Raw genomic sequence first — 25,506 nt, 5'->3', positions numbered from 1 at the left:
GCGCACCGGCTCCGGGTGGGTGCCCTAGGTGGGCACCCTCAGGTGGGCACGCTCAGGCCGCTTCCTGCGCGGCAGCCAGGTAGCCGTGAATCTGCGAGACGACCACAGCCCCTTCGCCCACGGCGGTGGCCACGCGTTTGGTCGATCCGGACCTCACATCGCCGATGGCGAAGATGCCCGGCACGCAGGTTTCCAGCGTGTTGGTCGGCTGTCCGGCCAGGGTGCCTGTCAGCACGAAGCCCTTCTGATCCAGACCCACCTGGCAACCGCCCAGCCATGCCGTATTCGGGTCGGCGCCGGTGAACAGGAACACATGCTGAATCGCTTTCTTCTCTTCCACACCCGTCTCGCGGTTGCGGAGTACCACGCCGGTGAGCCGGGCGTCGCCGCTCAGGTTCGTCACTTCGGTATGCGCATGGACGGTGATGTTGGGCTGCGCGGCGATGCGGTCGATCAGGTACCGGGACATGCTCTGTTCGAGGCTCGCCCCCCGGATCACGATATGCACGTGCGCGGCGTGCGCGCCGAGGAACACGGCGGCCTGGCCGGCCGAGTTGCCGCCGCCCACCAGCACCACTTCCTGGCTGGCGCAGAGCTTGGCTTCCACCGGCGATGCCCAGTAATAGAGTCCCCGGCCCTCGAACATCGCCCGGTTCGGGATCGGCGGGCGACGGTAGGCGGCGCCGCTGGCGATGATCATCGTGCGCGCGCGCACCGTATCACCGGCCTTGGTGCGCACCTTGTGCACCGTGCCGCAGTCCAGCCGGGCGACTTCGACGGGGCTCGCGATATGCGCGCCGAACTTCTGCGCCTGGGCGTAGGCATTGGCGGTCAGCGTGTGGCCCGAGATGCCCGCCGGAAAGCCGAGGTAGTTCTCGATGCGCGCGCTGGCGCCCGCCTGCCCGCCGGGCGAGAGGGCGTCCAGCACGATCACGCGCAGGCCTTCGGACGCCGCGTAGACGGCGGCGGCGAGTCCCGCCGGGCCGGCGCCGATGATGCCGACGTCGTAGACGCGGTCCTTGTCGAGTTCGGGCAGCAAGCCGAGGCAGGCCAGCACCTGCGTGGTATCGGGCCGGCGCAGCACCGTGCCGTTGGGGCAGATCATCAGCGGGAGGTCGGCCTCGTGGGCGTCGAACTTGCGCAGCATGCCGGCGGCGTCCTCGTCGGTGTCGAGATCGAACACCGAGTAGGGGTAATTGTTGCGGCGCAGCAAGGCCTGGAGTTCGACCATGGCGGCGTCGCTGCCGTGGCCGACCAGCGACGGGCCGCGCCCGCGCTGGATCATCGCCGTGCGGCGCAGGATCAGCGCCTGCATGATCAGTTCGCCGAGCACCGCCTCCGCCACCATCAGGGAGCGCAGGCAGGCCGGGCGCACGACGATGGCGCGCACATCCTCCATGGCGATGCCGTCCACCAGTTCCGGCATGCCGGAAAGCTGGCCGATCTCGGCCAGGAAGTTGCCCGGGCCGTGTTCCGTGACCAGCGTGCTGTCGCCGATGCCGTCACGCTGGACGATGCGCACCCGCCCTTCCACCACCAGCACCAGCCCGCTGGCCGGGTCGCCGGTGCGCACCACCAGTTCGCCGGCACGCCAGGTCCGTTCAGCGCCATAAGGCGCGATCCGGGCGATGTCTGCGGCGGTCAGGTGCGGGTACATCTGCCGACGATGAAACGCAATGACCGGAGCGCCCGGTTGCTCTCCCGACGCATCGCCAGCGGCGGTGGCGGAAGTGAGGGGGTTCGGGAGGGTGTCCATGGCGTTTTCGAGGGTGAGGTGGGCTTGGATTGCAGAGTAGCAGTCCGGCCCCGGAAACTCAGTCATGCACTCGGCGACTCCCGTACGACTTACGTATATCGATCCGCAACCGCTTCGACTGGGGAACAGCAGGAATGAACCGATCCGACACATTGGACCCGGCGGCAGGCGTGGCATCGATCGTCCCGGCGACGCCCTTGGCGCCCGGGGAGGCCATGGAACGTGGCTTCCGCGTCAGCCTCCCGAATCGCGCCGATGCGCTGTCCACGGGCTTTGCGGCGAGCTACGCCGGCATCATGGCCTTCATGGCGGTGGCCAGCGAGGGCAGCTTCGCCAAGGCCGGCGAGCGCCTCGGCATCGGCCGCTCGGCGGTGAGCCGCAACGTGCAGAAGCTGGAGACGCAGCTGAGCACGCGGCTGTTCCTGCGTACCACGCGCACCACACAACTGACACGCGAGGGCCAGCGCTTTTTCGAGAATTGTCATCAGGGCGTCACGCATATCGTCGAGGCCATGAACGACATGCTGGAGCTGCGCGAAGGCCCGCCGCGCGGCATGATCCGCATCAGCGCCACCGTGGGCTTTGGCCGGAAGGTGGTGGCACCGCTGCTGGAGCCATTCATGGCCGCCTATCCCGAGATCGCCATCGAATTGCTGCTCGACGACCGGCCCACCGACTTCGCCTCCGAGCAGGTCGACGTGGCCTTCCGCAACGGGCGCATCGAGGACTCCAGCATCATCGCCAAGCAGCTGATTCCGATGCAGATGGCGCTGTGCGCGTCGCCCGCCTACGTGGCGCGGCACGGCCTGCCCGATGCGCTGGAAGACCTGAGCCGGCATACCTGCATCAACTTCCGCTTTGCCAGCGGGCGGGTCTTCGAATGGGAGTTCAAGGTGGAGGGGCAACTGCGCAAGGTCATGCCGACCGCGCGGCTCACGTTCAACGACGCCGACCTGGTCCTGCATGCGGTCCTGCAGGGCTGGGGCATCGCGCAGCTGGCCGGGTACCAGATCGCCGAGCCCCTGGCCGCCGGGCAACTGGTGGTGGCGATGGGCCGCTACGCGCCCGACGACCGCGGGCACTACCTCTGCTACCTGAGCCGGCAGCACCTGCCCACGCGCATCCGCGTGTTTATCGACTTCATGACCGATGCGATCCGCGCGCAGGCGCTGAACTGCCTGACCGACTTCAACCCCGAGCCGGATCTGATCCCGGCGCCGATCGGTTGAGTGCCGCCGCGACGAAGTCGATGAACACCTTCGCGCGGACGGGCAGGCGCCGCCCGAAGCTGTGCAGCACCTGCAGCGGCACGGGCCGCAGGCCGACATCGGGCAGCACCACGCGCAGGCGGTTGGCGTCGAGATCGGCCTGCACGGCCGTGCGCAGGATCTGGGCGATGCCCAGCCCGTTGACGGCGGCGGTGCGCAGCGCCTCGCCGCTGTCCGAGTCGAACGCGCCTTCCAGCGGCACGCGCGCCCCATCGGCAAAGGCGATCGGCACCACCTGCCCGGCCAGCCGGTAGCGCACGTGCCGGTGCGCGGCCAGATCCGCCACCGTGCGTGGCACGCCGTGCCGCTCCAGATAGTCCGGGGAGGCCACCAGCACCAGCGGCAGGTCCGCCAGCGGCTTGGCGAACAGGCCGCTGTCGACCACCTGCCCGGCGCGCAGGGCCAGGTCGAAGCCTTCACGGATCAGGTCGACATGCTGGTCGCTGACGCTGACCTCCAGCGCCAGCCGGGGATGGCGCGGCATCAGGATCGCCGTGACCGGCCCCAGCAGCGAGCGCGCGAGGTCGCTCGGCATGCTGATGCGCAGCGTGCCCACCGCCGTGGACGGGGTGCCCAGCACCTCGGCGGCCTCCTCCAGCCCCCGCACCAGCGACGCCACGCGCCCGTAGTAGGCCTGCCCCTCGTCGGTCAGCTCGAAGGCGCGCGTCGAGCGGTGGAACAGCTTCACGCCCAGCCGCGCCTCCAGCCGCGCAATGCTCTTGGACACCGCCGAGGGCGTGGTGCCGAGCCGCCGCGCGGCGGCCGTGAACGAGCCCGCTTCCACGGCGCGGACGAAGGCGGACAAGCCATGCAGGCGTTCGATCGACATTGATGACAGGTTGGCACAAGTGATGGGTCTATTGTAGGGCTGGGAGGCCCCGGCCCGCTCTGGCTAAATGCGTAGGCAAACCCATCAGGCTTATCGAGGAACGCATATGAACACGCTAGCAGAAAAGGTCGCCGTCGTTACCGGCGGCAACAGTGGCATCGGTTTCGCCATCGCCCGTCAATTCGTCGACCAGGGCGCCCATGTGGTGATCGTCGGGCGCCGCAACGACGCCGTGGAGGCCGCCGTGGCCGAACTGGGCGCGAAGGCAGTCGGCCTGACCGGCGACATCGCCGATCTCGCCACCCACGACCGCGTGGCCGCCCTCGTTGCCGAGCGCTTCGGCGGCGCCGACATCTACGTGGCCAACGCCGGGATGAACATCATCACCGAATCCGCACAGGTCGGCATCGACGAGTACGACACCCACTTCGCCACCAACACCCGGGCGGTGTTCTTCGGCGTGCAGAAGATTGCGCCGGTGCTGCGCAACGGCGGCGCGGTGCTGCTGGTCAGCTCGATTGCCAGCGGCAAGGTGCTCGACGGCCACGCGGTCTATGCCGGCAGCAAGGCCGCCATCGAAGCGTTCGCGCGGAACTGGGCGCTGGAGTTCAAGGGACGCGGCATTCGCGTCAACGTGATCAGCCCGGGCCCGACCGAGACGCCGATCCTGGCCAAGCTGGGCGTCGGCCCGGCCGAGCGCCCCGGCTTCGAGGCCGCCATGGCCGCCGCCATCCCGCTGGGCCGGCTGGGCCGCGCCGACGAGGTGGCATCGGCCGCCGTGATGCTGGCAGGCAATGCCGGGAGCTTCATCACCGGCGTGAACCTGCGCGTGGACGGCGGCATCTCGCTGACCTGAGCCGGCTGATCCGGGCGCAGAAACGAAGAAGCCCGCCGGAAGGCGGGCAGTAGAAACGAAGAAGCCCGCCGGAAGGCGGGCTTCTGTCATGCGTACAGCGGTGTAGTGCTTACTGCGGACGGTTCACCGAGATGTCGAAGAACGGCACCGGCGCGCTGAGGCTGATCATCACGCCCAAGCCGGTGTTGTTCAACGTCATGGCAATCCCCTCGCGCAGGCCGTTGGCGGCCGCGCGATAACGCAGACCCGGCACCGGGCTGTTCTGCGTCCAGCTGTCCGGACGGCCGTCGCCGCGCAGGCGCGAGTAGACGCCGGTCACCGGATCTGCCGCAGTGATCGTCGTCGACGCCGTTTCCATCAAGAGCGTGCTGTCGGCGAAGGCCGTGAGGTCCCAGTACGAATTCTTCGTGCCGACCACCGGCATCGCGCGGGCAATCGCCTTGGTGGCGATCATGATGCCGTTCGGCTGTGTGATCACGACCGTGAGCTGGCCGTCCGTGCCCTTGAACGCCACGGCTTGCGCAACGCCCGAGGTGTCCGTCAGGTCGAAGCCGCCAGTGGGGTTGACCGTGACCGTGCCCAGATCGGCGTCGAGCCATGGCGTGCAGGTACTGGTACCCGTGCAATCCGCGCCGGCGGTCATCTTGCCGGCGGCATTCAGGGTGAACTTCACACGCGCGGGCGCGTACGGCACGCTGGGGTCGTCACGCTCGAAGCCCAGGCCGTTCCAGTCGCCAGCCAGTTCAGCCAGCGGCAGGGTCTGCGCCGGGACGATCAGCGGCGGGAAGACCGTGGGGGCACCGACACCCAGGCTCGGCACCACCATCATGCCGATGCCCGACTTCGCCACCATGATGTCCAACGCCATCGGGGCGGTGCCGAACGTGAAGTGGCAGGCGTCGCCGACAACCGGGGTCAACGGCGTGGGGGGAGCAATTTCGATACCGTCGGCGAAGCTGGCCACGGGAACGAACGACGTCGTGTCGGCGTTGAACTTCATCGGCCCGATGATGCCGCCCGTCACCATGAAGTAGTTGCCCGTGCGCAGCCCCGCGCAGGTGGCCGAGGCCGGCTGCAGGATCGTGCCGATGGCGGTCGCGCCGGCGTTGCTGCCCACTGCCGACGACAGGTCGGCCAGCGTGGTCTTCGCCGTGGCCAGGCGTGCCATCAGTTGGTCCAGCAGCTTGTCCAGCGCATTGCCGGCGTTGCTGCCGTTGGCGGCCACCAGCGGTGCCTTGAACGGGTCGATGCCCGTCAGGTCGACCACGCCGGTCAGGACCAGGCTCACGGCGTTGTTGGCCTTGGTCAGGCCGTCCGCGGTGATGAGGTTCTGGGCATTCTTGTCGAACTGGGTGAAGAACGTCGTGGTGCTCCCGCCCGCCAGCGCGGCGGTCAGCAGTTCGGTCAGCGGCGTGATGTTGGCCACGGCGCTGGTGCCGGAGCCGCCTTCCACCACCGAGTGCAGCGTCGTGCCGTCCGGCGTGGTCACGGCCAGCACGCACGGACGCACAGCGTTGTCGATATTGAGGGTGAACGTGCCGTCAGCGGCCGTGGTGGCCGTGCCGCTACCCGTGGCGCATTTCGCCTGGACCGTGGCGCCAGCCAGCGCCGCACCGACCGCAGCCGTGCCGCTGATCTTGGTGGTCACCGGCGCGCTGCCCGAACCGCCGGCCGGCGTGCTGGTGGTGCCATCCCCGGAGCCGCCGCCGCAGGCCGAAAGCACCGCAGCCGCCAAACCCGTCAACAAAATCCTCGATTTCATCCCTGACCTCTTTCTTATGATGTCTTTCCCCGCGCAGCGACCCGCAGCGCGTACCCGCGGGCAAATCTACGATGCCCGGCGGCGTGGAGTGTCAGGGAGTGGTCTTGCGCCGGCCAACCCGCTGTGGGGGGATTGACAACACAACAGGATTGGCACATTTCGGCGACTTTGTCTCAAATCGCAATAATGCGTTATTCGACACCTGAATCCTTGTCAGAGCGGCGGCAGCCGCCGCCTGACCGGCTGGGATTTGACGATGGACGAACTGGTCTCCGCCATATCGGTAATCCGCTCGAGAATATGGTCCAGGTGCTCGATGGAGCGGAGGTACAGCCGTCCGATAAAGCAGTCGTCCCCGGTCACCTTGTCGCATTCGCCGAATTCGGGAATCGATTCGATCAGCTTCTGCACCTGCTGGAGCTTCCCCGGCAGCGGCCGGATGCGGACGATGGCCTGCATCGGGTAGCCGAGCRTGCGCGGTTCGGCATCCACGGTAAAGGCGCGGATCACCCCGCGCTCCTCCAGCCGCCGCAGCCGCTCCGACGCCGCCGGCGACGACAGCCCCACCTGCTCCGCCAGCGCCTTCACCGGCATGCGCGCGTCCTGCTGGAGCAGCGCCAGGATACGGCGGTCCAGATCGTCGATCGACATAGGAAATTTCCCCCTTTTGCCTAATTAAGTAAGGAATATAGGCGACTTGCCTACATTCCGGCATGGGCAGCGGGCGGACGACCTCGTAAACTGCCTAGCCTCGATAGGAGGATTCGCAGTGGACGAGCGCAAACGCGGGATGATGGAAATGGTGGCGGCGATGGTCATCTCCGGCACCATCGGCTGGCTGGTGGTGGTGTCGGGCCGCCCGGTGACGCAGGTGGTGTTCTGGCGCTGCGCGTTCGGCGCGACCGTGCTGCTGGCGGTCTGCGCCGCCAAGGGCTACCTCAAGCCGGGCACGCTGAACCGCCGCCAGTTGCTGCTCGCGGTGGCGGGCGGCGTGGCCATCGTCGCCAACTGGCTGCTGCTGTTTTCGGCCTACGCGGGGGCGTCCATCTCGATTGCCACGGCGGTCTACAACACCCAGCCGTTCATGCTGGTGGCGCTCGGCGCGGTGTTCCTGCGCGAGCGGCTGACACTGGCCAAGCTCGGCTGGCTGCTGCTGTCCTTCGGCGGCATGCTGCTGATCGTGCAGGCCAAGCCCGGCGCCGGCGCGCCGCACGGCGACTACCTGGTCGGCATCCTGCTGGCGCTGGGCGCGGCGTTCTGCTACGCGCTGGCCGCGATGTTTGCGAAACAGCTCAAGGGCACGCCGCCGCATCTGATCGCCCTGATCCATGTGATCGTCGGCACCGTGATGCTGCTGCCGATGGCGGTGTCGTCGGATTTGCCGTCCGGCCTCGTGCCGTGGGCCACGCTGACCACCATGGGCGTGGTCCATACCGGCCTGATGTACATCCTGCTCTACGGCGCGATTCAGAAATTGCCTACGCACCTGACCGGCGCGCTGTCCTTCATCTATCCGATCGTCGCCATCCTGGTGGACCGGGTGGCGTTCGGCCACCAGTTGCACCCGACCCAGTTGGTCGGGGCGACGCTGATCCTGCTGGCCGCCGCCGGCATGACGCTGGGCTGGCCATGGCGCAAGCCGGCAGCAATGGTGGAGGTGGAGGGCAAGTCCTCAACGTGAGGCGGGGTCCGGCGCGCCGATGCGGTCGAGCGCCGCGAGCACGTCCGGCGCCGGCGCCAGCGTGGCTGCCTGCAGGTTTTCGCGCAGATGGCCGACCGACGAGGTGCCCGGGATCAGCAGGATATTGGGCGACCGGTGCAGCAGCCAGGCCAGCGCCACCTGCATCGGCGTAGCGCCCAGCGAGCGCGCGATATCCGCCAGCGCCGTGGACTGGATCGGCGAAAACCCACCCAGCGGGAAGAACGGCGTGTAAGCGATGCCCTGCCGCGCCAGATCGTCGATCAGCGCCTCGTCGTGGCGGTGCACGAGGTTGTACTGGTTCTGCACGCAGACAATCTTCGTGATGCGCTGCGCCTCCGCCACCTGCGTGGCAGTGACATTGCTCAGACCGATGTGGCGAATCAGGCCCTTTTGCTGGAGTTCGGCCAGCGCCACCACCTGCCGCTCCAGCGATCCCTCAGACGGCGCGTGGATATCGCCCATCGCCCGCAGATTGACGACATCCAGCGCCTCCAGCCCCAGGTTGCGCAGGTTGTCGTGCACGCCACGCGCGAGGTCTTCCGGCTCCAGCGCCGGAATCCAGGCGGCATCCGCGCCGCGCACCGCGCCCAGCTTGGTCACGATCAGCAGATCGTCCGGATACGGGTGCAGCGCCTCGCGAATCAGCTGGTTGGTGATATGCGGGCCGTAGTAATCGCTGGTGTCGATATGGTTCACGCCCAGCGCCACGGCCTCGCGCAGGACGGCGATGGCGGCGTCGCGGTCCTTCGGCGGGCCGAATACGCCGGGGCCGGCCAGTTGCATCGCGCCGTAGCCGAGGCGGCGAATGGTCCGACCGGCCAGCGAAAAGGTGTTCAGGGGTTGGGATGCCGACATGACGCGCTCCTTGGAAGTGGGTGAAGCGAGTATGAGAGCGATTGCGCTGTTCGATAATCCCATCTAGATTGCACAGGTTGTTCAATAATCTGCACAGTCCGTGCCATTGCTGCGATGGAATTCAACGACCTTGCCGCCTTTGTTTCAGTCGCCCGCGCGGGCGGGTTCCGGGATGCTGCACGAATCGGCGGGGTATCCGCATCGAGCCTGAGCATTGCCGTGCGCCGGCTGGAAGCGCGGCTCGGCCTGCGGCTGCTGAACCGCACCACGCGCAGCGTGGCGCCGACCGAAGCCGGGCTGCGCCTGCTGGAGAAGCTGACGCCGCTGTTCAGCGAGATGGAAGCCTCGCTCGACGTGCTGAACCTGTTCCGCGACAAACCCACCGGCACGCTCCGGCTCAACGTGCCGTCGAGCGTGGCCACGCTGGAGCTGACCGCGCTGCTGCCCCGCTTTCTTGAGACTTATCCCGATATCCGCGTCGAGGTGATCGTCGAGGACAGCTTTGTCGATCTGCTGACGATTGGCTGCGACGCCGGCATCCGCTATGACGAGCGGCTGGAGCAGGACATGATCGCCGTGCCGATTGGCGCGCGCGTGCAGCGCTTTGCGACGGCTGCGGCGCCGTCCTATCTGGATCGGCACGGTCGGCCCAGCCATCCGCGCGAACTGCTCGGCCACGCCTGCCTGCGCGGCCAGTTCGCCGGCGGCGCCATGCCGCCGTGGATCTTCGAGCGCGATGGCGAGGTGGTGACGCTGGACCCGCCCGGGCCGCTGGTCATGAAGCCGGCCGCCGCCTTCCACCTCGCCTTCGAGATCGCCCTGGCGGGCGGCGGCGTGGTCCATTTCTTCGAGGGCGGCCTGCGCCGCTACCTCGACAGCGGCGCGCTGGAGCCCATCCTGGAGCCGTGGTGGCAGACGTTCTCCGGACCGTTCCTCTACTACCCCGGCCATCGCCACGTGCCCGCGCCGCTGCGCGCTTTTATCGATTTCGTGAAGGCGGCGTAAATCAGAACGGCGCCGCCAAGGTCAGCCGCACGCCCTGCTGCAATCCGCCCATGCCGAACATCACGTTGTAGTCCAGCCCGAAGCGCATCGAGCGGGTGCGCAGCTTGGCGCCCAATCCAATCTGCACGCGGTCACGGCCGTACGGCGAGCCGTTCACGGTGTAGGCCGGCCCGGCGCCGGCCAGGTCGGCATAGGCCAGCCCGGCCCCGCTCTGGCCGTTGAAGTCGTGCTGGAATTCGACCCGCGCGAACGGCAGGAACAGGCCCCAGCGCGTGGGCTGCGCGTACTCGGTGCGCAGGCCCAGCGTGCCGGACACCGCGGTCACGGTCTGCCCGAAGTAGGTCAGCGAACTGAAGCCGGCGCCCGTTTCCGAATACCGGTCGAGCGTGCTTTCCGAGACCGACAGGCGGCCGTAGGGCGACACCAGCCACGCCGAGTCGCGGTACTCGTAGCCGGTGGAGACCGAGGCGAAGACCTGATGCCCGTCGCGGCTGCCATAGGCGAAGGCGCTTTCGTCGCCCACCCAGCGGCGCGAATCGAAATTCAGCGAGCCGTAGCCGGCCACCCCGTCGATAAACAGCGAGGGCTTCGGGCGATAGCTGCCGTAGAGCGCCACGCTGAAGGCGTCGGCCTTGCTTTGCGTGCCGGAGGCCCCGACGTCCGTCGAATCGCGCCCGTAGCCAAAGCCGAGGCCGAGCGTGAATTCGTCCGAGAACCGGTAGTCCGCGCCGGCGGTCACGCCGCCCGTGGTGAAGCGGAAGCCAGACCGTTGCGCCGTGGTGTTGGCGAAGCCGAAGTCCACCGTGCCGGCGGTCCAGAAGGCCAGGCGGATATCGTCATTGTCCGGCGTCGACGCGGCGCCGGCATTCGGCAGGTCTGGTGCGGTGCCCTCGCCGGTCCCATCGCCGGTCCCATCGCCGGCGCCGGCTTCGGCGGCCACCGCGGCCTCGCGCGATCCCGCTCCCCTATCCATCCCACCGCGCCGGCCCGTGTCGGCCAGCCGGCTCCCGGGCAGCACGCCGCGCAGGCAGGCATCGCGCGCGGTCAGGTTCTGCTCGGACTCGCAGCGCCGCGTATCGCCCTCGGTGCGCGGCATCTGCACCGTGATCTGGTTGCCAGACGGCGCCCGGCCCTTGCCGTGCAGCTGCTCCAGACGCTGGTTGTAATTGCTGAGCTGCGCCGTCGCAAAGCGGCGCGCGGCCTGGATCTGGGCGTTGATCAGGCCCGAGACGTCCGGGTCGGTCGACGGATCGCGGCGCGCGGCCACGCTCAGCTCGAGCACGGCTGGCGACGAGGTGGCGATGGCATTGCTCAGCGTGTAGGTCACCACGGCGGCGCCCGAGAACGCGGCAGCCGGCGTGAACGTCACCGTGTAGCCGGCGGCGGCAGCCACCTGCTTGTCCGCGCTGGCGGGGCTCTTGGTCGCGCTGGCGGCCACGGTGGCACTGCCGGCGTTGGCCGGCGTCACCGAGACGATGGTCACGCCCGTGAACGGGCCACCCGTGGCGCCCTCGGTCACGTCCACGCTGACCGGCCGGTTGGCGAGGGTCGAGAGCTGCCGCTGGGCCACCGCGATCGGCACCGCGTTCACGTTGACGGTGACCGTCACCGGCGCCGAGGCCCCGGCGCTATTGTTCAGCGCGTAGGCGAACGTCACCGCGCCCGAGGTGGTCGGCGTGGGGGTGTAGACAATGTCCAGCCCATTGACGACCACGCTGCCACTGGCCGGCGGCGTGGTGATCGTCACGCCCGAGAACGGCGCGCCCGTGGCGTTGGCGGCGGCATGGATCGTCACTGGTCCGTTGGAGGCCGTGGTCACCGCCACCGGCGGCGCTGTGGGAATCGTCTGCGCCGTGGCCAGCGTGAAGCTGCGGGTGGTGGTGAATGGCGCGCCCACCCCCGTGCTGCTGTCCATGATCTTCACGGTAAAGGTGGAGGCGCCCGGCGTGGTCGGGGTACCGCTCAGCACACCAGTGCTCGCGTTCAACGACAATCCGGGCGGCAGCGTGCCGGCCGAGATGCTGAAGGTGTAGGGTGCCACACCGCCAGCGCCGGTCAGCGTCTGGCTGTAGGCGGTGCCGAGGGTCGGCGTGGGTAGCGTGGCGGGCGACAGCGTCAGCGTGGGCGTTCCCACGATCAGCGTGTAGGGCCGGCTGCCCGTGTATGGGCCGCCGCCGGTGCTGCTGTCCGTGGCGGTTACGGTGACGTTGAAGGCGCCACTCGCTGTCGGCGTCCCCGACAGCAAGCCCGCCGGGGACAGCGTTACGCCAGCCGGCAGCGCCCCGCTGGTCACGGCATAGGTATACGGCGCCGTGCCCCCACCTGCCGTCAGGACCTGGTTGTAGGGCGCACCCACGGTGCCGTTTGGCACGGCCGTCGGACTCATGGTCACCATCGGCACGCCGACGGTCATCACGTAGCTCTGCGTAGTCGAGAAGCCTGCGGTGTCGGTCGCGGTGATGCTGAAAGCGACAGCGCCGCCCCCGGTTGGCGTGCCCGCTAACACCCCACTCGGGCTTAGCGCCAGCCCGGACGGGAGCGTACCGCTCGTCACGGCATAGCTGTACGGCGCGGTCCCGCCGCTTGTCGACATGGTCTGGCTGTAGGCGATGGCGACCACGGGAGTCGGCAAGGTGCTCGGACTCATCGAGAGGGTTGGCGGAAGGACCGACAACGTCAGCGGACTGCTCGTCTTGGAGAACGGGCCGACACCTGTGCTGCTGTCGGTCGCTTTGACCGTGAAGACGTAGGTGCCGGCGCTCGTGGCCGTGCCGGCCAGCGTACCGTTGGAGGCGAGGCTGATCCCAGACGGCAGTGCGCCTGAGGCGAGCGTATAGGTGTACGGCGCGGCGCCGCCGGACGCCATGGCCAGCGACTGGCTGTGCGGCACGCCTGCGGTGGCGGCGGTTGGCGAGGGCAGCGCATAGCTGATCGTCGGCGGTGCGACCGTTATCGTGACAGTGGCCGGCGTCGAGGTACCCGAACCGTTCGAGGCCGTGTAGGTGAAGCTGTCCGGGCCGGCATAGCCGGCCATCGGCGTATAGCTGATGGACGTGCCCGACGTCATGACAGTGCCGTGGGCGGCTGGCATCGCTACCGCGACGCTGGTGGCCGCACCACCGCTCAGCGCCAGCGTGATCGGGTTGTTGTTGCTCCCGTAGGCCACCGCAGCGGAGACGGCTCCCGCCGTGGGCAGCGGGGTGAAATAGGTGAATTGGTCCGCGGCGCTGGTGGCGCTGGTACCCTCTGCCGTGGTCACGGTCACATCGACCGTGCCGGCGGCCCCGGGGGGCGCTGTGGCGGTGATATTCGTCGAACTGCCCACGACGAAGCTGGCCGAGGTCGCGCCGAACCTGACGTCGGGTATGCCTGTGAAATCGGTCCCGATGATCGTCACAATCGTGCCGCCGGCGGTGGATCCGCTGGAAGGGCTGATCGACGTCACCGTGGGCGGCACCGCCCATGCCAGTTGCGCGACAGCCATCAGCCACAGCGCCAGGATCGTTCCCAGCCATCGCCGGAAGACCCTCGCCATGCCCGTGGACCCTGCGCGCGCCACCCCTGCGGCGCCGTGCTGGCAACCGCCTCGTTTTTTGTTGTTTTGCACCCGATTTCTCCCGCAACCCCGCCTTTATTTAGGGGGCTGTTCTTTTTTCAGACCGGGCAGACCATAAGCGAAAGTGGCGCCTACGGCATCCCCCTATTGGGTACTGTCGCCCGTGCAGCGGCCGCTTTGTCCATTTTTCACAACGGACTCGCCCATCAAAAATTCCTGAAAATTCCTCTTGAAATGAGATCGATTCCCATTTACACTGCTTTCACTGTCTGACGAACGGCACCGCCGGCGCAGACAAAACAGTTTTCAGGGCGTGGCAGCAATGCGGCGCCTGTTACCGACTTTTGTGGGGACCGCTCCGACACACGGAGCGTTTGGTAGTAGCCAGTCGCAGGAAGATCGGGAAAACATCCAGACCCCGTTTTCCCGATCGCGTCATCCTGCGACAAGCCAGGCCACCTTTTTATTCCGCGCGCCGTCAGGCACGGCGCGCCGCCCGGGACGGCTGCCAGTCTGCGTCGTCCGGCCCGGGTGCTTCTCGCCTGATTTCCAGCACGCCTCGGCCGGTGGGCCATCGATACCTCGATACCCGCGCCCACCGCCTTCGGAATCCTCGTGGAGTCAACTAACTGAGCGCACCCCGCCCGGTGCGAGCCGCCGCATGTCCCTGTCATCCGTGAAGTCCAGCCCTACCCCTCTCCAACGCGCCGGCCTCAAAGCCACGTCGCCCCGCATGCATGTGCTGGAGGCGTTCCGGCGCAGCGACCGCCGCCACCTGAGCGCGGAAGATGTCTACCGGATCCTGCTGGCGCAGGAAGTGGATGCGGGCCTGTCCACGGTCTATCGCGTGCTGAACCAGCTGGTGCAGGCCAATATCCTCCTGCGACACACCTTCGAGGCCGACCACGCCGTGTTCGAGCTGAACGAGGGCGGCCACCATGACCACCTGATCTGCGTGAGCTGCGGGGTGGTGGAGGAATTCCGTGACGAGGGGATCGAGCAACGCCAGCGCAAGGTGGCGGCCGAGAATGATTTCGAGCTGCGCGAGCACATGCTGGTGCTCTATGGCCTGTGCCCGGCCTGCCAGGTGGTGCCGGGAAGCGAGTAATCGGCCGGGCAGAAGTGCCGGCCGGATCTCTTACAGAATTGGCCGATTCTGTTACAAATGTGCGTGAATAGTAATACGCCAGATGGGTAGAGTGGAGTCATAACCTCTCACCCCCTGGTGAATACTATGAACAAGCGTCCTCTTTCCCTGCTGGTTTTCGTCGCTGGCGCCGCCGCGCTGGCGGCCTCCACTGCCGCCATGGCGCGCGTCGATATCGACGTCAACCTCGGCGCGCCGGCCCCGGTCTACGTGGCACCCGCTCCCGTCTATGTCGAGCCCCGTCCGGCCCCGGTCTACATGCCGCCGCCGCCGGTGGTCTATCGTCCGGCGCCGGTGGTGGTGGCGCCGGTCGTGATCGGCTGGCATGGCGATCGCTACTGGGATGGCGGCCGCTGGTATGACCGCCGCCAGTACCAGGCGTGGCATCGTCACGACAACGGCCATGGCTATGGGTATGGCCGCGACCGTCACGATGACCATCGCGGCCATGACGACCACCGCGACCATGGTGACCGTGGCGACCACCGCCACTAAGTCAGACCAATAAGTCAGACCAATAAGCCAGTCGTCAGGAGCTTGCCGCAGCGGGTTTGACCGCCGGCGCGGCCGGCTTCAGCACCAGCCAGACCGCCGCGCCGATCAGCAGCATTCCGGCGGCATGCGCCCACGACAGCGTCTCGCCCAGGAACATCCAGCCCCAGACGATGCCGAACGGCGGAATCAGGAAGGTCACCGTCAGCGACCGCACCGGGCCCAGATCCGCCACCAGCCGGAAATACAGCACGTAGGCGATGGCCGTGCAGACCATGCCGAGGCCGAGCATGGCCGCCCACACGCCCAGGCCAGCGGCCGGCAGCGTGTTCTCGCGCACCAGCGCGGCCAGGCTGAACGGCAGCAGGAACAGCGTCGCGCCGACCATGCTGCCCGCCGCCACGAGCCGGTTATCCAGGCCGCCGCGCGCGGTGATCCAGCGGCGCGTCAGGAAGCCGGCCAGCCCGTAGCACGAGGTCGCCACCAGGCAGGCCAGCGCGCCGAGCAACACGTCATGCGAGAACACCACCGGGCCAGTGCGCGTGAGCACCGCCACCCCGGCCAGCCCGATCAGCACCCCCATCCCCTTGGCGCGCGTCAGCTTCTCGGCGAAGAACAGACTGCCGATCAGCACGCCCATCAGCGGCGTCATGGCGTTGAAAATGGCCGAATAGCCCGCCGGCAGCCACAGCGCAGCTACCGAATACATCACGAACGGGATACCCGAGTTGATGATGCCCAGCGCGATCACCGGGCGCCACTTGCCCTGCATATCCCATTTCACTTTCATCAGCATCAGGCAGGCCGCCAGCGTGACGGCACCGATCAGCACGCGGAAGAACGCTGTCGGCAGCGGCCCCAGCACCGGCGCGCCGATGCGCACGAACAGGAAACTGGCGCCCCAGATGGCGGACAGCGACAGCAGACGAATCAGGTCGGAGGGTTTCATGGGCTTCGTGAGAAGCAACGATTCGGGCGCCTGCCGCGAAACCGTTGCGCATTGGATACAAAACGACGAAAAATCGATCGATATGCCCCGTGCCGTAGGTTGATTGAACAACACGACGCGCGACACCGTACTGCCATTACACCGCGCCCGACGGCAGGCTGCGCGCTGGAATCGGACCTGATCCTGACCACGAAAATGGCCAGAGAACACGCGCTAAAAGTCGCAAAGTCTGCCCATAAGTGGGGCAAAGATCACCATTGTTGCGGAATCGCTGCAGAATCGCTTTCGGATGCCTTTCATACCTACCCCCCATATGTGGGGAGCCCTAGCACAGGGCGTGACATCGCGTATTCGATTCCGCTAAACTCTGTTCTGCGCCAGAGTTAATTGACCCCTCCGACGCATTCCCGACAAGCCGCCAGGCAACCCTGGCGGCTTCTTTTTTTCTGCCGTCGGAAAGCGCCTATCGTATGCGACTTCGGCATCTCTTGGGCAGCGCCGCAGCGCGCGCGGTAAAATCCGCGTCAACCGCCAGTCCCCCCTTTGCGTTGCCTGCCTCATGAAACGACAGTTCCTCGGCTTGTTAGCCCGCGTCTACGTCTTGCAATTCGCCATGGAGGTGCCCGCCACCGTGGCCATGCTTGCAGAAATGCTGATGGAGTACGGATTCCAGGTGGATATCGGCACGGTACGGCCTTTGCTGCGCGCGTTGCAGATGGATGGGTATCTGGAAAGTGTATTGCGCGACGGTATCGGGCGGGTCTACCAACTGACCGAACAGGGACGCGAGGAACTGGCGAGCAGCCGGCTGCGCATCGACGAACTGTACCGCCGGCTCCATTCGCCCAACGGCGAGGACGCGGCGGCGTCCATCGTCAACGGCTGAGCCCCGACTGATCCCCAGACAAGACAAACCCGGCTGTGCGCCTGAGCGCCAGCCGGGTTTTTTCATGGCCACAGCGAACCTGAAGCGTACCCGTTTCTGCGGCGCCGGATGGGTGCCGGAGGGGCCTCAGGCGACGCGCGAGAAGCCGTCCCCGGCCAGCAGCAGGTCGCGCAGCGCGTTCAGCCCTAGCGGTTGGGAGAACAGGAAACCCTGCACCGCGTCGCAGCCCTCGCCACGCAGGAAATCCAGCTGCGCGGTCGACTCCACACCTTCCGCCACCACGTGCAGGTGCAGTTGATGGCCGAGCGCGATGATGGCGGCCGCCACCGCGCGGTCGTGGCCGGGCACGGCCAGGTCATCGACAAATGACTTGTCGATCTTGAGCTTGCTGATCGGCAGCCGCGTCAGGTAGCCCAGGCCCGAATAACCCGTGCCGAAGTCGTCGATGGACACACTCACGCCCAACTGGCGCACGCGCCGGAACGACTCGATCGTGGTCTCGCCGCCATCCACCAGAATGCCTTCGGTGACTTCGATGGTCAGGCTCGGGGCCGGCAGGCTGGCCGCCTGGAGGCAGCGCGCGACGGTCTCCGGGAAGTCCGCCCGGCGCAGTTGCAAGGGCGAGATGTTCACCGCCACGTCGATGTCGCGGCCCAGTTCGTTGCGCAGGGTCTGGATGTCGCGGCAGGCGGTGGCCAGCGTCCACTCGCCCAGTGCGTCGATCATCCCGCACTGCTCGGCAATCGGGATGAATTCGGATGGCTGCATCACGCCGCGCTCGGGGGTTTCCCAGGCGATCAGCGCCTCCACGCCCACCACGTTCAGCGTGGCGAGGTCGACGATGGGCTGGTAGCGCAGCCGGAATTCCTGTTCGGCCAGCGCGCGGCGCAGCAGCGCCTCGATGGTAAAGCGGGTCAGCGAAGCCTCGGCCATCTCGCTCGCAAAGCGCCGCAGCTGCGCCCGGCCGCCGCGCTTGGCCGCGTACATGGCCGAATCGGCGGATTTCAGCAGGTCGGTCAGCGTCTCGCCATCGTCGGGATAGATCGCCATGCCGAGCGAAGGCGTCACCCGCAGCGGCTGCCCGGCCAGGTGCCCGGCCAGCTGCAAGCCTTCGGAGACGCGCGCCAGGATCTTGGCCGCCGTCAGTTCGGCCTCGCTGTCATGGCGCAGGCCGCCCAGCACCACGGCGAATTCGTCGCCGCCCATGCGTGCCACCACGTCGCGCGGCTGCACCGTGCCGCGCAGGCGCTGGGCAATCGTGCGCAATACGTCGTCGCCCACCGGGTGCCCGAGGGTTTCGTTGATGTGCTTGAAGTGGTCGAGGTCGAGCAGCAGTAGCGCCACGCGCTCGCCATGGCGGCGCGCATCGTCGAGGACGGCCTCGGTGCGGCTGTGCAGCGCGGCGCGGTTCAGCAGCCCGGTCAGCGCATCGTGCTGCGCCAGATGGCGGATGTACTCGTCCACGCGGCGGCGTTCGGTCTGGTCCTGCGTCGCCTGGGCCTGGGTCACCTGCCCGGACGCCCGGCGGCTCCACCAAGCCCGCGCCGCCCAGCCCGCCAAAGCGCCGCCCGCTGCAACCAGCAGCCAGGGCAGAACGGGCAACCACGCGGACAAAGTCATGAAGGCAGGATAAAAGACGGTGGAAAATGGCGCCGGCTCCCCCTCGTTTGGGGGGCAATTTCGACACGCCGGCCGCACTATACCGTGCCGGCCCAACGGCGCACAGTGCTTCCGCACACACATGCGCGGGCCGCCACCAGAAATGCGCGGCCGTTGTCAACGCCGTTTCCCCCGGCTGACTCAAACGGGTGATGCGTGATAGGTTCCCCCCGCTGCCGCACCCCCGGAATCAGGCACGGGAAGTGCGTGAGCAGCATTGTTTTCCACTCCCGCGCGCCCTCGCCCTCCGTATTGCCCGCGTTTGTCAGCATGCCCCGCATCCAACCCTCCCTGAAGGCGCGCATCGCGCTGATCACCACGGTGCTCGCCGCCGTGCTGGGGACGGGCATCGTACTCGGCTCGCTCTATTACGCGCACCGGGACCTGGAGGACGCCCTCCAGAACCAGCAGGACTCCATCGTCAAGCTTTCTGCCGACCAGCTCGACACGGCCGTGGACGACCGCATCGTGATGCTGGCCCATATGGCACCGCAGATCGGCGCGGTGCTGGAGGGCGCACACGGCCGGGCTCGGGAGGACGTGCGCGCCGACCTGCTCGACGTCATCGGCAAGACCATCCCGGTGCCGGCGGCGTTCAATTCGGTGGTGGTGACGGATGCCACGGGCAGCGTGCTGACATCCTCCGGGCCGCCGATCGAGGTGGCCGACCGCGACTACTTCCGCGAGGCGGTGCGCACGCTGAACCCGGTGGTGGCCGCGCCGATCCACGCGCGCGTCGATGGCACGATTGGTGTGCTGGTGGCGATGCCGGTGGTCTCGGCGTCGAAGCAGTTCCTCGGCCTGGTGGGCGGCTGGCTCGATCTGTCGCGCTCGAACTTCCTGGTCGAGATCGCGCGTAGCCGGCTGGGTAGCACCGGGTTCTACTGTCTGGTGTCGGCGGGTGCCAAGCCGGTCTACGTGCAGCATCCGGACACCCGCCAGGCCCGCCAGCCGGCCCGCGCCGTGGGCGACACCTGCGGCGAGACGGACCAGACTGCGACGTTCGAATTCCTGATGCCGGAACGGCCCGTGATCGCGCGCTACCTGATGTCCACCACGGGCTGGGAGTTGATCGCCGTGCTGCCCGCGCGCGAGGCCTACGCGCCCTTGCGCCAGATGCAGCGACGCTTCCTGATGATGGCGGGGCTGGTGCTGGGCGGCGTGGCGCTGGCGATCTGGCTGGCGGTGCGGCGGCTGCTCATGCCGCTGTCGCGGCTGCATCAGGTGGTGCAGGCCAGCGCCGACGACGCCGACGCCTTCGAGCGCCTGCCCCGCCGCCCCCAGCGCGATGAAATCGGCGACGTAACGCGCGCGTTCATCCGCCTGATGCGCGATGTGCGCCAGCGCGGCCAGCAACTGGCGCGCAGCGAGCGCCGGCTGCGCGCGGTCACGGACAACCTGCCTTCGCTGCTGGCCTTTGTCGACAACGACGAGCGCTACGTCTTCAACAACATCGCCTACGAGCAGGCATTCGGCATGCCGGTGGAGGCGATCCGGGGCAAGACTGTGCGGGAGCTGCTGGGCGAGGAGCGCTACGCGCTGGCGCGCCCCTTCCTGCAACAGGCGCTGGCGGGCGCGGTGATCACGTTCGAGAGCGAATACCGCACGCCGCAGCCGCACTGGATGGAAATGAGCTACCGCCCCGAATGGAGCGAGGACGGCAAGCAGGTGGTGGGGGTGCACATCCACGTGCAGGACATCACCCAGCGCAAGCTGGAGCACCAGCGGCTGGCGCGGATCTCCCAAACCGATCACCTGACGCAGCTCGAGAACCGGAGCGCCTTCGAGAGCCAGCTCCACGCGGCCATGGCGCGCAGCCGTGATGAGAATAGTCTGATAGCGCTGCTGTTCCTCGACATGGACCGCTTCAAGGCGGTGAACGACGCGCACGGCCATGCCACGGGCGACATGCTGCTGCAGTCGTTCGCCCTGCGCGTGCGCCGCTGCGTGCGCGACCAGGACCACGTCGCACGGCTGGGCGGCGATGAATTCGCGGTCATCCTGGAAGACATCCCCTCGCCCGCCACGGCCCAGCGCATTGCCGAGTCCATCCTGGACTCCATCGGCCAGCGCTTTTACTTCGACGGCGTGATGGCCGATGTGGACGTCAGCATCGGCGTGGCGCTCTATCGCGGCAGTCCGATGACGGACGAGACGCTCAAGCGCATGGCCGACACGCTGCTCTACCGCGCCAAGGCGCTCGGCCGGGGCCGCTACGAGATTGGCCCGGCGGAGCTGATGGCGCTGGAAGCCTGACGCCCTGAAGGGGCATCACCGGCGGACTTTCGGCGCTGAAAGCGCCACCCGCCCGGGGGCTCAGTGCTTGGTCGAGTCGTCGGACGCGTCCGATGCCTGCGGCGCGGCTTCGTCGAACGGCACGTGCCGGCCATCGGCCGACTGGTAGCCCAGCCGCGCGCTCTCGCCCATCATCCGCTCGTAGGCCAGCATGGCCTCGGCCACCGCCTGGGGTTCGCCCTTGAATACGACTACATCGTTGCCGCAGCTCGGGCACTCGCCGCCGAATACGGCGTCGATGCCGCGCAGGCCGGGGGCCGGAATCGCATCGAAATTGGTGAACGAGGTCTTGCACGCGCCGCAGACCAGTTGTGCGGGCCGCAGGGCGTCGATTCGTGCCTGCGCCTGCTGCGCCCGTTCCTCGGGCGTGCCCCGCCGTTTTGCTTCACCCATGATGCCGTCCTTTCTCGCAGCTTATCGCTGCCAATTTGCAACTTCTTCACGCTTCTCCGGCCATTCAAATCGATGGACCGGAACTATCCAACGCTGACGGCGCCGAACCTGAGGCGGCCATTGTAGACCACGCCACATTGCGGCAGGACGCCGAGGCGCCTGCTATTGTGGATAACGGTTGCTGGTTGTCGACCACCCACCCCCAAGGAGGACACCCGATGATTCGACCCACAGTGCGAGAGAATTTTGACCGGTATGCCGACTGTATCGCCGCCTGCAATGCCTGTGCGGCCGCCAGCCTGAAGTGCGCGGCCGCCTGCCTCGAGGAGCAAGACGCCCGGAAGATGACCCGCTGCATCGCCCTGGACATGGACTGCGCCGGCATCTGCACCCTCGCCGCCTCCTACATGCTGCGCAATAGCGAATTTGCTCCCCTCGTCTGTGAAGACTGCGCCGAAGTGTGTAAATGGTGCAAGGAAGAATGTGAACGACATGACCATTGGCACTGCCAGGAATGCGCCGCGGCGTGCCAGGCCTGCATGGAAATGTGCCTCAAGATGACCGCCTGACCCGCCGGCATCGACAGCAATCTCCACGGCAATCTAACCGCCTGACGGCGAAAGGGGCTTCAGCGCGAATGTGACGCGGGAAGGCTATGCTAGCAGTCCTGCCTGATCCTGCAGCCTTCCCTCAAGGAGTCCGTCCATGTCCGCCAAGCCCGCAAACCCCTCGTCAGCCACCCGCATCGAAAAAGACAGCCTCGGGGATGTGGCCGTGCCGGCCGATCATCTCTGGGGCGCCCAGACCGAGCGCTCCCGCCAGAATTTCCGCATCGGCACTGAGAAGATGCCCCCGGCGCTGATCGAGGCGTTCGCCGTGCTCAAGCTCTGCGCGGCCCGTGCGAATCGCGACCTGGGCGTGCTGAAGCCCGAGATTGCCGAAGCCATCGAGCAGGCCGCCGAGGAAGTCATCGCCGGCAAGTGGCCGGCCGAGTTCCCGCTCTCGGTCTGGCAGACCGGCTCGGGCACGCAGACCAACATGAACCTCAACGAGGTGATCTCCAACCGCGCCATCCAGCTGCTGGGCGGCGAGGTCGGCAGCAAGAAGCCGGTTCACCCGAACGACCACGTCAACGCGAGCCAGTCGTCCAACGACAGCTTTCCCACGGCGATGCACATCGCCGCCACGCGCGCTATCCAGCAGACCCTGCTCCCCTCGCTCGAAAAACTGCAACAAACCTTCGCAAAGAAGGTGGAAGCGTTTGCCGACATCGTGAAGGTGGGCCGCACGCACCTGCAGGACGCGGTGCCGCTGACCCTCGGCCAGGAATTTTCCGGCTACATGACGCAGGTGGCGGACGCGCAATCGCGCCTGCAACAGGCCATGCTGCGCGCGATGCCGGTGGCGCAGGGCGGCACGGCCGTCGGCACCGGCCTGAACGCGCCCCCGGGATTCGCCGCCGCGTTTGCCCGCTCGCTGGCCGGCTACACCGGCCTGCCGTTCGAGCCCGCGGCGAACCGCTTCGCGCTCCAGGCCGCCCATGACGCGCTGGTCGATCTGTCGGGCGCGCTGAACACCACGGCGTCGTCGTTCCTGAAGATCGCGCGGGACTTCATGCTGCTCGGCTCGGGCCCGCGCGCCGGGTTTGCCGAACTGCAACTGCCGGCCAACGAACCCGGTTCGTCGATCATGCCCGGCAAGGTCAACCCGACCCAGGCCGAAGCCCTCGCCATGGTCTGCTGCCGCATCATCGGCAACCATACGACGGTCACGCTGGCCAACAGCCTCGGCACGCTTGAACTCAACGCCTACAAGCCGGTGATCGTCTATAGCCTGTTGCAGTCTGTGGTACTGCTGGCCGACGCAGCGTCGAGCTTCGCCGAACACATGGTGGAAGGCGTGGAGCCCGACCGCGCGCGCATCCAGGAACTGCTCGAACGCTCCCTGATGTCCGTGACCGCGCTGAACCCGCATATCGGCTACGACAAGGCCGCCGAAATCGCCAAGCTGGCCGTGAAGAAAAACCTGTCCCTGCGCGAGGCCGCCATCGCCTCCGGCCACGTCACCGAGGAACAGTTCGGCCAGTGGATCGACTTCAAGGGGATGACGAAGGAGGTGTGAGCGCCCGGCTGGAAGGCGGTCAGCCCACGACCGCCACCAACCCTGCCACGCCCAGCGCCAGCGCCGCCAAGGCATCGCCGGCGATCAGCCCGCCGCCCACCAGCGAGGTCGTGCTCATGTCCTCGGGCAGCGCGGCATCGCCGGCGGGCGCCGAGCGGTTTTTCGCCACGCTGTTCGCCACACTATTCACCACGCTGGCCAGCACCCCGCCCGCCGCCATCCACGCAGCGGCCGGCAGGTTCACGAAGCCCCCGAACGACGACGCGTACGGCGACGGCAGCACGGCGGCATCGAGCAGGAAATCGACGGTCTTGCCGGTGCCGCCGGACTGCGCGAAGCGCCGGTAGCGGGCCGATGCGCGGATCGTCTTGCGCGCGACCTCGGTCACCAGGCCGATACCCACCCCGATCCACACCGCCAGCCGCTGGTAGGGGCGGTCCTCGGTCATGCTGCGCAGCGCGCCGACGATCTTGTAGGTCATCGCGGAGGTCCAGCGCGCCGGCTGCTGATCGGCCGGCAGCAGGGTCTGGTCGAGCCGCAGCACCGGATACGCCTGCATGAACAGCCGCGCCAGCAGCACCGCCAGCACCGCGCCCACGACGATGCCGGCCACCTGATAGCCGAACTGCGTCATCCGGTTGGTGCCGAGCCGCCAGCCGGTGGAGCGGTCCTGCTGCATGTCGCACGCCTCGGCCGTGGAGACGAGCAGCACGGTCGCGGCGATCAGGCCGATATGGGGCTCGCGCAGCCCCACGGCGGCCATCAGGATCACCGTGAGCACGAAGGCCGACGAGATCGGATTGGAGTCCACCATGCCGACCGAGATGCCGTTGACCAGCGCGAACACCAGCACCAGCGCCACGGCCATCAGCTGGTAGCCCACCGGCTGGCCGAACCACACCGCGCCGGCCGCCACCACCGCCGCGCCCCAGACCACCACCCAGAGCCAGATCCAGCGCATCGGCAGGCCGCGTTGTTGGGAGGCGGGGGCCGGCGCCGGGTTGGCCGGCTGCCGCTCCCGCCAGGCCCGCACGAGCAGCATCGACACATCGATCAGCGCCGCGCCCATGATCATGCCCAGCGCGATCAGGAAGGTGATCTTGCGATAGGGGTCGCCCGGCGCCAGCCAGCCAATCGACACGAAATACGGCGTCAGCGCCCATCCCGCCAGCCCCCCGACCAGCGCCGCGATACCGATGCGCGCGCCGACGATCATCCCGGCGCCGAAGGTGGACGCGGACAGGTCGATGGCGCCCAGCCACGCCACGCGCGTGACCCCCACCCCGGCCACCGCCCCAAGCGCGATGCCGCCACCCAGCCGCGCCACCGAGCGCCGCAGCAGCACCGGATCGGTCAACGCGCGCAGGATATTGGCCACGGCCAGCCCGGACGGGAACGTCAGCTGCATGCGGTCCACCAGCAAGGGCGTGTAGAGCATGCCCACACCCACGCCATACATGCCGATGCACAGCATGTAGCCGATCAGGTGCCAGAGCGGCGGCGCATCCATGCCCATCCAGCCCATCGCCTGGATCACCACGACCATCCCGCCCATCCCGGCCACGGACGCCGCCGCCGTCTGGATGTAGTTCGCCCCATGCCGCCCCGCCGCGCCATAGCCCGCCGTCACCGCCGAACCCAGAATGCCGGCCAGCACCTGCCCGCCAATAAAGAACCCGAGCGAGAAGTTCATATAGGCCGCCGCCACGCAGCCGAGCGGCCCAAGCACCAGCATCCCCGCCGCGCCAAGCAGGGCGTGGTATTGCCAGGTATCAGGGGCGGGCAGCCAGCGCCAGCGGGGAGTGGTGAGGAGGGTGGACATGAGATTCCGGACGTGAATGCTCCCAAGCATAGTGGCGCGGACGCCACCGTGCGGTGAAGGCATGGTATCTATACGAAAACCGCCTATTTATGTCCTGTTACTGCATAGATAAGCTGGGCACCCGCAGGATCTGCACATATAATGACCAAATCT

General features: G+C 67.6%; 20 protein-coding genes. 10 read left to right on the top strand and 10 right to left on the bottom strand.

Annotated elements, in window-relative coordinates; all coding sequences use genetic code 11:
• Window positions 1-52: 52 nt before the first annotated feature.
• A complete protein-coding gene (locus AC1DEL_RS00570) occupies window positions 53-1,756 on the bottom strand; it encodes an FAD-dependent oxidoreductase (protein WP_477105198.1) in 1,704 nt (567 codons plus the stop codon).
• A 215-nt stretch (window positions 1,757-1,971) separates the two neighbouring features.
• Here AC1DEL_RS00570 and AC1DEL_RS00565 point away from each other — a divergent pair, with 215 nt between their 5' ends.
• Entirely contained in the window at window positions 1,972-2,985 is a 1,014-nt protein-coding gene (locus AC1DEL_RS00565) for a LysR family transcriptional regulator (RefSeq protein ID WP_092294121.1), read from the top strand.
• Here the strand turns inward: AC1DEL_RS00565 and AC1DEL_RS00560 are convergent.
• Window positions 2,945-3,853, bottom strand: coding sequence for a LysR substrate-binding domain-containing protein (locus AC1DEL_RS00560; protein WP_477105199.1), 909 nt, complete (start codon window positions 3,851-3,853; stop codon window positions 2,945-2,947). The two genes, AC1DEL_RS00565 and AC1DEL_RS00560, sit on opposite strands and share 41 nt — an antisense overlap.
• A 106-nt stretch (window positions 3,854-3,959) precedes the next feature.
• Here AC1DEL_RS00560 and AC1DEL_RS00555 point away from each other — a divergent pair, with 106 nt between their 5' ends.
• Window positions 3,960-4,709 carry an SDR family NAD(P)-dependent oxidoreductase gene (locus tag AC1DEL_RS00555; RefSeq protein ID WP_477125117.1) on the top strand — a complete coding sequence of 250 codons (750 nt, stop codon included), beginning with the start codon at window positions 3,960-3,962 and terminating at the stop codon, window positions 4,707-4,709.
• Window positions 4,710-4,818: 109 nt separating this feature from the next.
• Here AC1DEL_RS00555 and AC1DEL_RS00550 read toward each other — a convergent pair whose 3' ends face one another.
• A complete protein-coding gene (locus AC1DEL_RS00550; protein WP_477125118.1) occupies window positions 4,819-6,471 on the bottom strand; it encodes a hypothetical protein in 1,653 nt (550 codons plus the stop codon).
• A 213-nt stretch (window positions 6,472-6,684) separates the two neighbouring features.
• On the bottom strand, window positions 6,685-7,122 hold the full coding sequence (locus AC1DEL_RS00545; protein ID WP_477159051.1) for an Lrp/AsnC family transcriptional regulator: 438 nt from the start codon (window positions 7,120-7,122) through the stop codon (window positions 6,685-6,687).
• A gap of 118 nt (window positions 7,123-7,240) precedes the next feature.
• Between AC1DEL_RS00545 and AC1DEL_RS00540 the strand changes: the two genes are divergently transcribed.
• A complete protein-coding gene (locus tag AC1DEL_RS00540; protein WP_255370792.1) occupies window positions 7,241-8,152 on the top strand; it encodes a DMT family transporter in 912 nt (303 codons plus the stop codon).
• Here the strand turns inward: AC1DEL_RS00540 and AC1DEL_RS00535 are convergent.
• On the bottom strand, window positions 8,144-9,028 hold the full coding sequence (locus tag AC1DEL_RS00535; RefSeq protein WP_477125119.1) for an aldo/keto reductase family oxidoreductase: 885 nt from the start codon (window positions 9,026-9,028) through the stop codon (window positions 8,144-8,146). The two genes, AC1DEL_RS00540 and AC1DEL_RS00535, sit on opposite strands and share 9 nt — an antisense overlap.
• A gap of 114 nt (window positions 9,029-9,142) precedes the next feature.
• Here AC1DEL_RS00535 and AC1DEL_RS00530 point away from each other — a divergent pair, with 114 nt between their 5' ends.
• On the top strand, window positions 9,143-10,033 hold the full coding sequence (locus tag AC1DEL_RS00530; RefSeq protein WP_477125120.1) for a LysR family transcriptional regulator: 891 nt from the start codon (window positions 9,143-9,145) through the stop codon (window positions 10,031-10,033).
• Between the two features lies 1 nt (window position 10,034).
• Here AC1DEL_RS00530 and AC1DEL_RS00525 read toward each other — a convergent pair whose 3' ends face one another.
• The gene (locus tag AC1DEL_RS00525; RefSeq protein ID WP_477125121.1) at window positions 10,035-13,568 is read right to left on the bottom strand and encodes an autotransporter domain-containing protein; all 3,534 of its coding nucleotides are present in this window, start codon (window positions 13,566-13,568) and stop codon (window positions 10,035-10,037) included.
• A gap of 682 nt (window positions 13,569-14,250) precedes the next feature.
• Between AC1DEL_RS00525 and fur the strand changes: the two genes are divergently transcribed.
• Window positions 14,251-14,697 carry a ferric iron uptake transcriptional regulator gene (gene fur / locus AC1DEL_RS00520; protein WP_092294139.1) on the top strand — a complete coding sequence of 149 codons (447 nt, stop codon included), beginning with the start codon at window positions 14,251-14,253 and terminating at the stop codon, window positions 14,695-14,697.
• A 126-nt stretch (window positions 14,698-14,823) separates the two neighbouring features.
• Window positions 14,824-15,231 (top strand): PXPV repeat protein, encoded by a 408-nt coding sequence (locus AC1DEL_RS00515; protein ID WP_092294141.1) that lies wholly within the window; start codon window positions 14,824-14,826, stop codon window positions 15,229-15,231.
• 34 nt (window positions 15,232-15,265) lie between these two features.
• Here AC1DEL_RS00515 and AC1DEL_RS00510 read toward each other — a convergent pair whose 3' ends face one another.
• The gene (locus tag AC1DEL_RS00510; protein WP_441591199.1) at window positions 15,266-16,177 is read right to left on the bottom strand and encodes a DMT family transporter; all 912 of its coding nucleotides are present in this window, start codon (window positions 16,175-16,177) and stop codon (window positions 15,266-15,268) included.
• Between the two features lie 559 nt (window positions 16,178-16,736).
• On the opposite strand from AC1DEL_RS00510, the gene AC1DEL_RS00505 reads away from it, so the two are divergent.
• Entirely contained in the window at window positions 16,737-17,063 is a 327-nt protein-coding gene (locus AC1DEL_RS00505; protein WP_092294144.1) for a PadR family transcriptional regulator, read from the top strand.
• A 126-nt stretch (window positions 17,064-17,189) separates the two neighbouring features.
• Here AC1DEL_RS00505 and AC1DEL_RS00500 read toward each other — a convergent pair whose 3' ends face one another.
• Window positions 17,190-18,683: a putative bifunctional diguanylate cyclase/phosphodiesterase gene (locus AC1DEL_RS00500; RefSeq protein WP_092294146.1), complete on the bottom strand. Its 1,494-nt coding sequence runs from the start codon at window positions 18,681-18,683 to the stop codon at window positions 17,190-17,192.
• A gap of 309 nt (window positions 18,684-18,992) precedes the next feature.
• Between AC1DEL_RS00500 and AC1DEL_RS00495 the strand changes: the two genes are divergently transcribed.
• The gene (locus AC1DEL_RS00495; RefSeq protein WP_477125122.1) at window positions 18,993-20,978 is read left to right on the top strand and encodes a sensor domain-containing diguanylate cyclase; all 1,986 of its coding nucleotides are present in this window, start codon (window positions 18,993-18,995) and stop codon (window positions 20,976-20,978) included.
• Between the two features lie 60 nt (window positions 20,979-21,038).
• On the opposite strand, the gene AC1DEL_RS00490 is transcribed toward AC1DEL_RS00495, so the two are convergent.
• The gene (locus tag AC1DEL_RS00490; protein WP_092294150.1) at window positions 21,039-21,410 is read right to left on the bottom strand and encodes a hypothetical protein; all 372 of its coding nucleotides are present in this window, start codon (window positions 21,408-21,410) and stop codon (window positions 21,039-21,041) included.
• A gap of 218 nt (window positions 21,411-21,628) precedes the next feature.
• Here AC1DEL_RS00490 and AC1DEL_RS00485 point away from each other — a divergent pair, with 218 nt between their 5' ends.
• Both AC1DEL_RS00485 and fumC read left to right on the top strand, forming a co-directional pair.
• Window positions 21,629-21,979, top strand: a complete 351-nt coding sequence (locus AC1DEL_RS00485; RefSeq protein ID WP_092294152.1) for a four-helix bundle copper-binding protein — start codon at window positions 21,629-21,631, stop codon at window positions 21,977-21,979.
• A 136-nt stretch (window positions 21,980-22,115) separates the two neighbouring features.
• A complete protein-coding gene (gene fumC, locus AC1DEL_RS00480) occupies window positions 22,116-23,531 on the top strand; it encodes a class II fumarate hydratase (RefSeq protein WP_092294154.1) in 1,416 nt (471 codons plus the stop codon).
• A 19-nt stretch (window positions 23,532-23,550) separates the two neighbouring features.
• On the opposite strand, the gene AC1DEL_RS00475 is transcribed toward fumC, so the two are convergent.
• Window positions 23,551-25,353 (bottom strand): OPT/YSL family transporter, encoded by a 1,803-nt coding sequence (locus tag AC1DEL_RS00475; RefSeq protein ID WP_092294156.1) that lies wholly within the window; start codon window positions 25,351-25,353, stop codon window positions 23,551-23,553.
• Between the last annotated feature and the right edge of the window lie 153 nt (window positions 25,354-25,506).

This window comes from Cupriavidus sp. 10L43_2 (assembly GCF_056395265.1).
This window is presented reverse-complemented; position numbering and strand designations above follow the sequence as displayed.

Excerpts from the sequence above, each read along its gene's own strand:
- AC1DEL_RS00570 (WP_477105198.1), bottom strand. The coding sequence starts at position 1,756 with ATGGACACCCTCCCGAACCCCCTCACTTCCGCCACCGCCGCTGGCGAT.
- AC1DEL_RS00565 (WP_092294121.1), top strand. The coding sequence starts at position 1,972 with ATGGAACGTGGCTTCCGCGTCAGCCTCCCGAATCGCGCCGATGCGCTG.
- AC1DEL_RS00560 (WP_477105199.1), bottom strand. The coding sequence starts at position 3,853 with ATGTCGATCGAACGCCTGCATGGCTTGTCCGCCTTCGTCCGCGCCGTG.
- AC1DEL_RS00555 (WP_477125117.1), top strand. The coding sequence starts at position 3,960 with ATGAACACGCTAGCAGAAAAGGTCGCCGTCGTTACCGGCGGCAACAGT.
- AC1DEL_RS00550 (WP_477125118.1), bottom strand. The coding sequence starts at position 6,471 with ATGAAATCGAGGATTTTGTTGACGGGTTTGGCGGCTGCGGTGCTTTCG.
- AC1DEL_RS00535 (WP_477125119.1), bottom strand. The coding sequence starts at position 9,028 with ATGTCGGCATCCCAACCCCTGAACACCTTTTCGCTGGCCGGTCGGACC.
- AC1DEL_RS00530 (WP_477125120.1), top strand. The coding sequence starts at position 9,143 with ATGGAATTCAACGACCTTGCCGCCTTTGTTTCAGTCGCCCGCGCGGGC.
- AC1DEL_RS00525 (WP_477125121.1), bottom strand. The coding sequence starts at position 13,568 with ATGGCGAGGGTCTTCCGGCGATGGCTGGGAACGATCCTGGCGCTGTGG.
- fur (WP_092294139.1), top strand. The coding sequence starts at position 14,251 with ATGTCCCTGTCATCCGTGAAGTCCAGCCCTACCCCTCTCCAACGCGCC.
- AC1DEL_RS00515 (WP_092294141.1), top strand. The coding sequence starts at position 14,824 with ATGAACAAGCGTCCTCTTTCCCTGCTGGTTTTCGTCGCTGGCGCCGCC.
- AC1DEL_RS00510 (WP_441591199.1), bottom strand. The coding sequence starts at position 16,177 with ATGAAACCCTCCGACCTGATTCGTCTGCTGTCGCTGTCCGCCATCTGG.
- AC1DEL_RS00505 (WP_092294144.1), top strand. The coding sequence starts at position 16,737 with ATGAAACGACAGTTCCTCGGCTTGTTAGCCCGCGTCTACGTCTTGCAA.
- AC1DEL_RS00500 (WP_092294146.1), bottom strand. The coding sequence starts at position 18,683 with ATGACTTTGTCCGCGTGGTTGCCCGTTCTGCCCTGGCTGCTGGTTGCA.
- AC1DEL_RS00495 (WP_477125122.1), top strand. The coding sequence starts at position 18,993 with ATGCCCCGCATCCAACCCTCCCTGAAGGCGCGCATCGCGCTGATCACC.
- AC1DEL_RS00490 (WP_092294150.1), bottom strand. The coding sequence starts at position 21,410 with ATGGGTGAAGCAAAACGGCGGGGCACGCCCGAGGAACGGGCGCAGCAG.
- AC1DEL_RS00485 (WP_092294152.1), top strand. The coding sequence starts at position 21,629 with ATGATTCGACCCACAGTGCGAGAGAATTTTGACCGGTATGCCGACTGT.
- fumC (WP_092294154.1), top strand. The coding sequence starts at position 22,116 with ATGTCCGCCAAGCCCGCAAACCCCTCGTCAGCCACCCGCATCGAAAAA.
- AC1DEL_RS00475 (WP_092294156.1), bottom strand. The coding sequence starts at position 25,353 with ATGTCCACCCTCCTCACCACTCCCCGCTGGCGCTGGCTGCCCGCCCCT.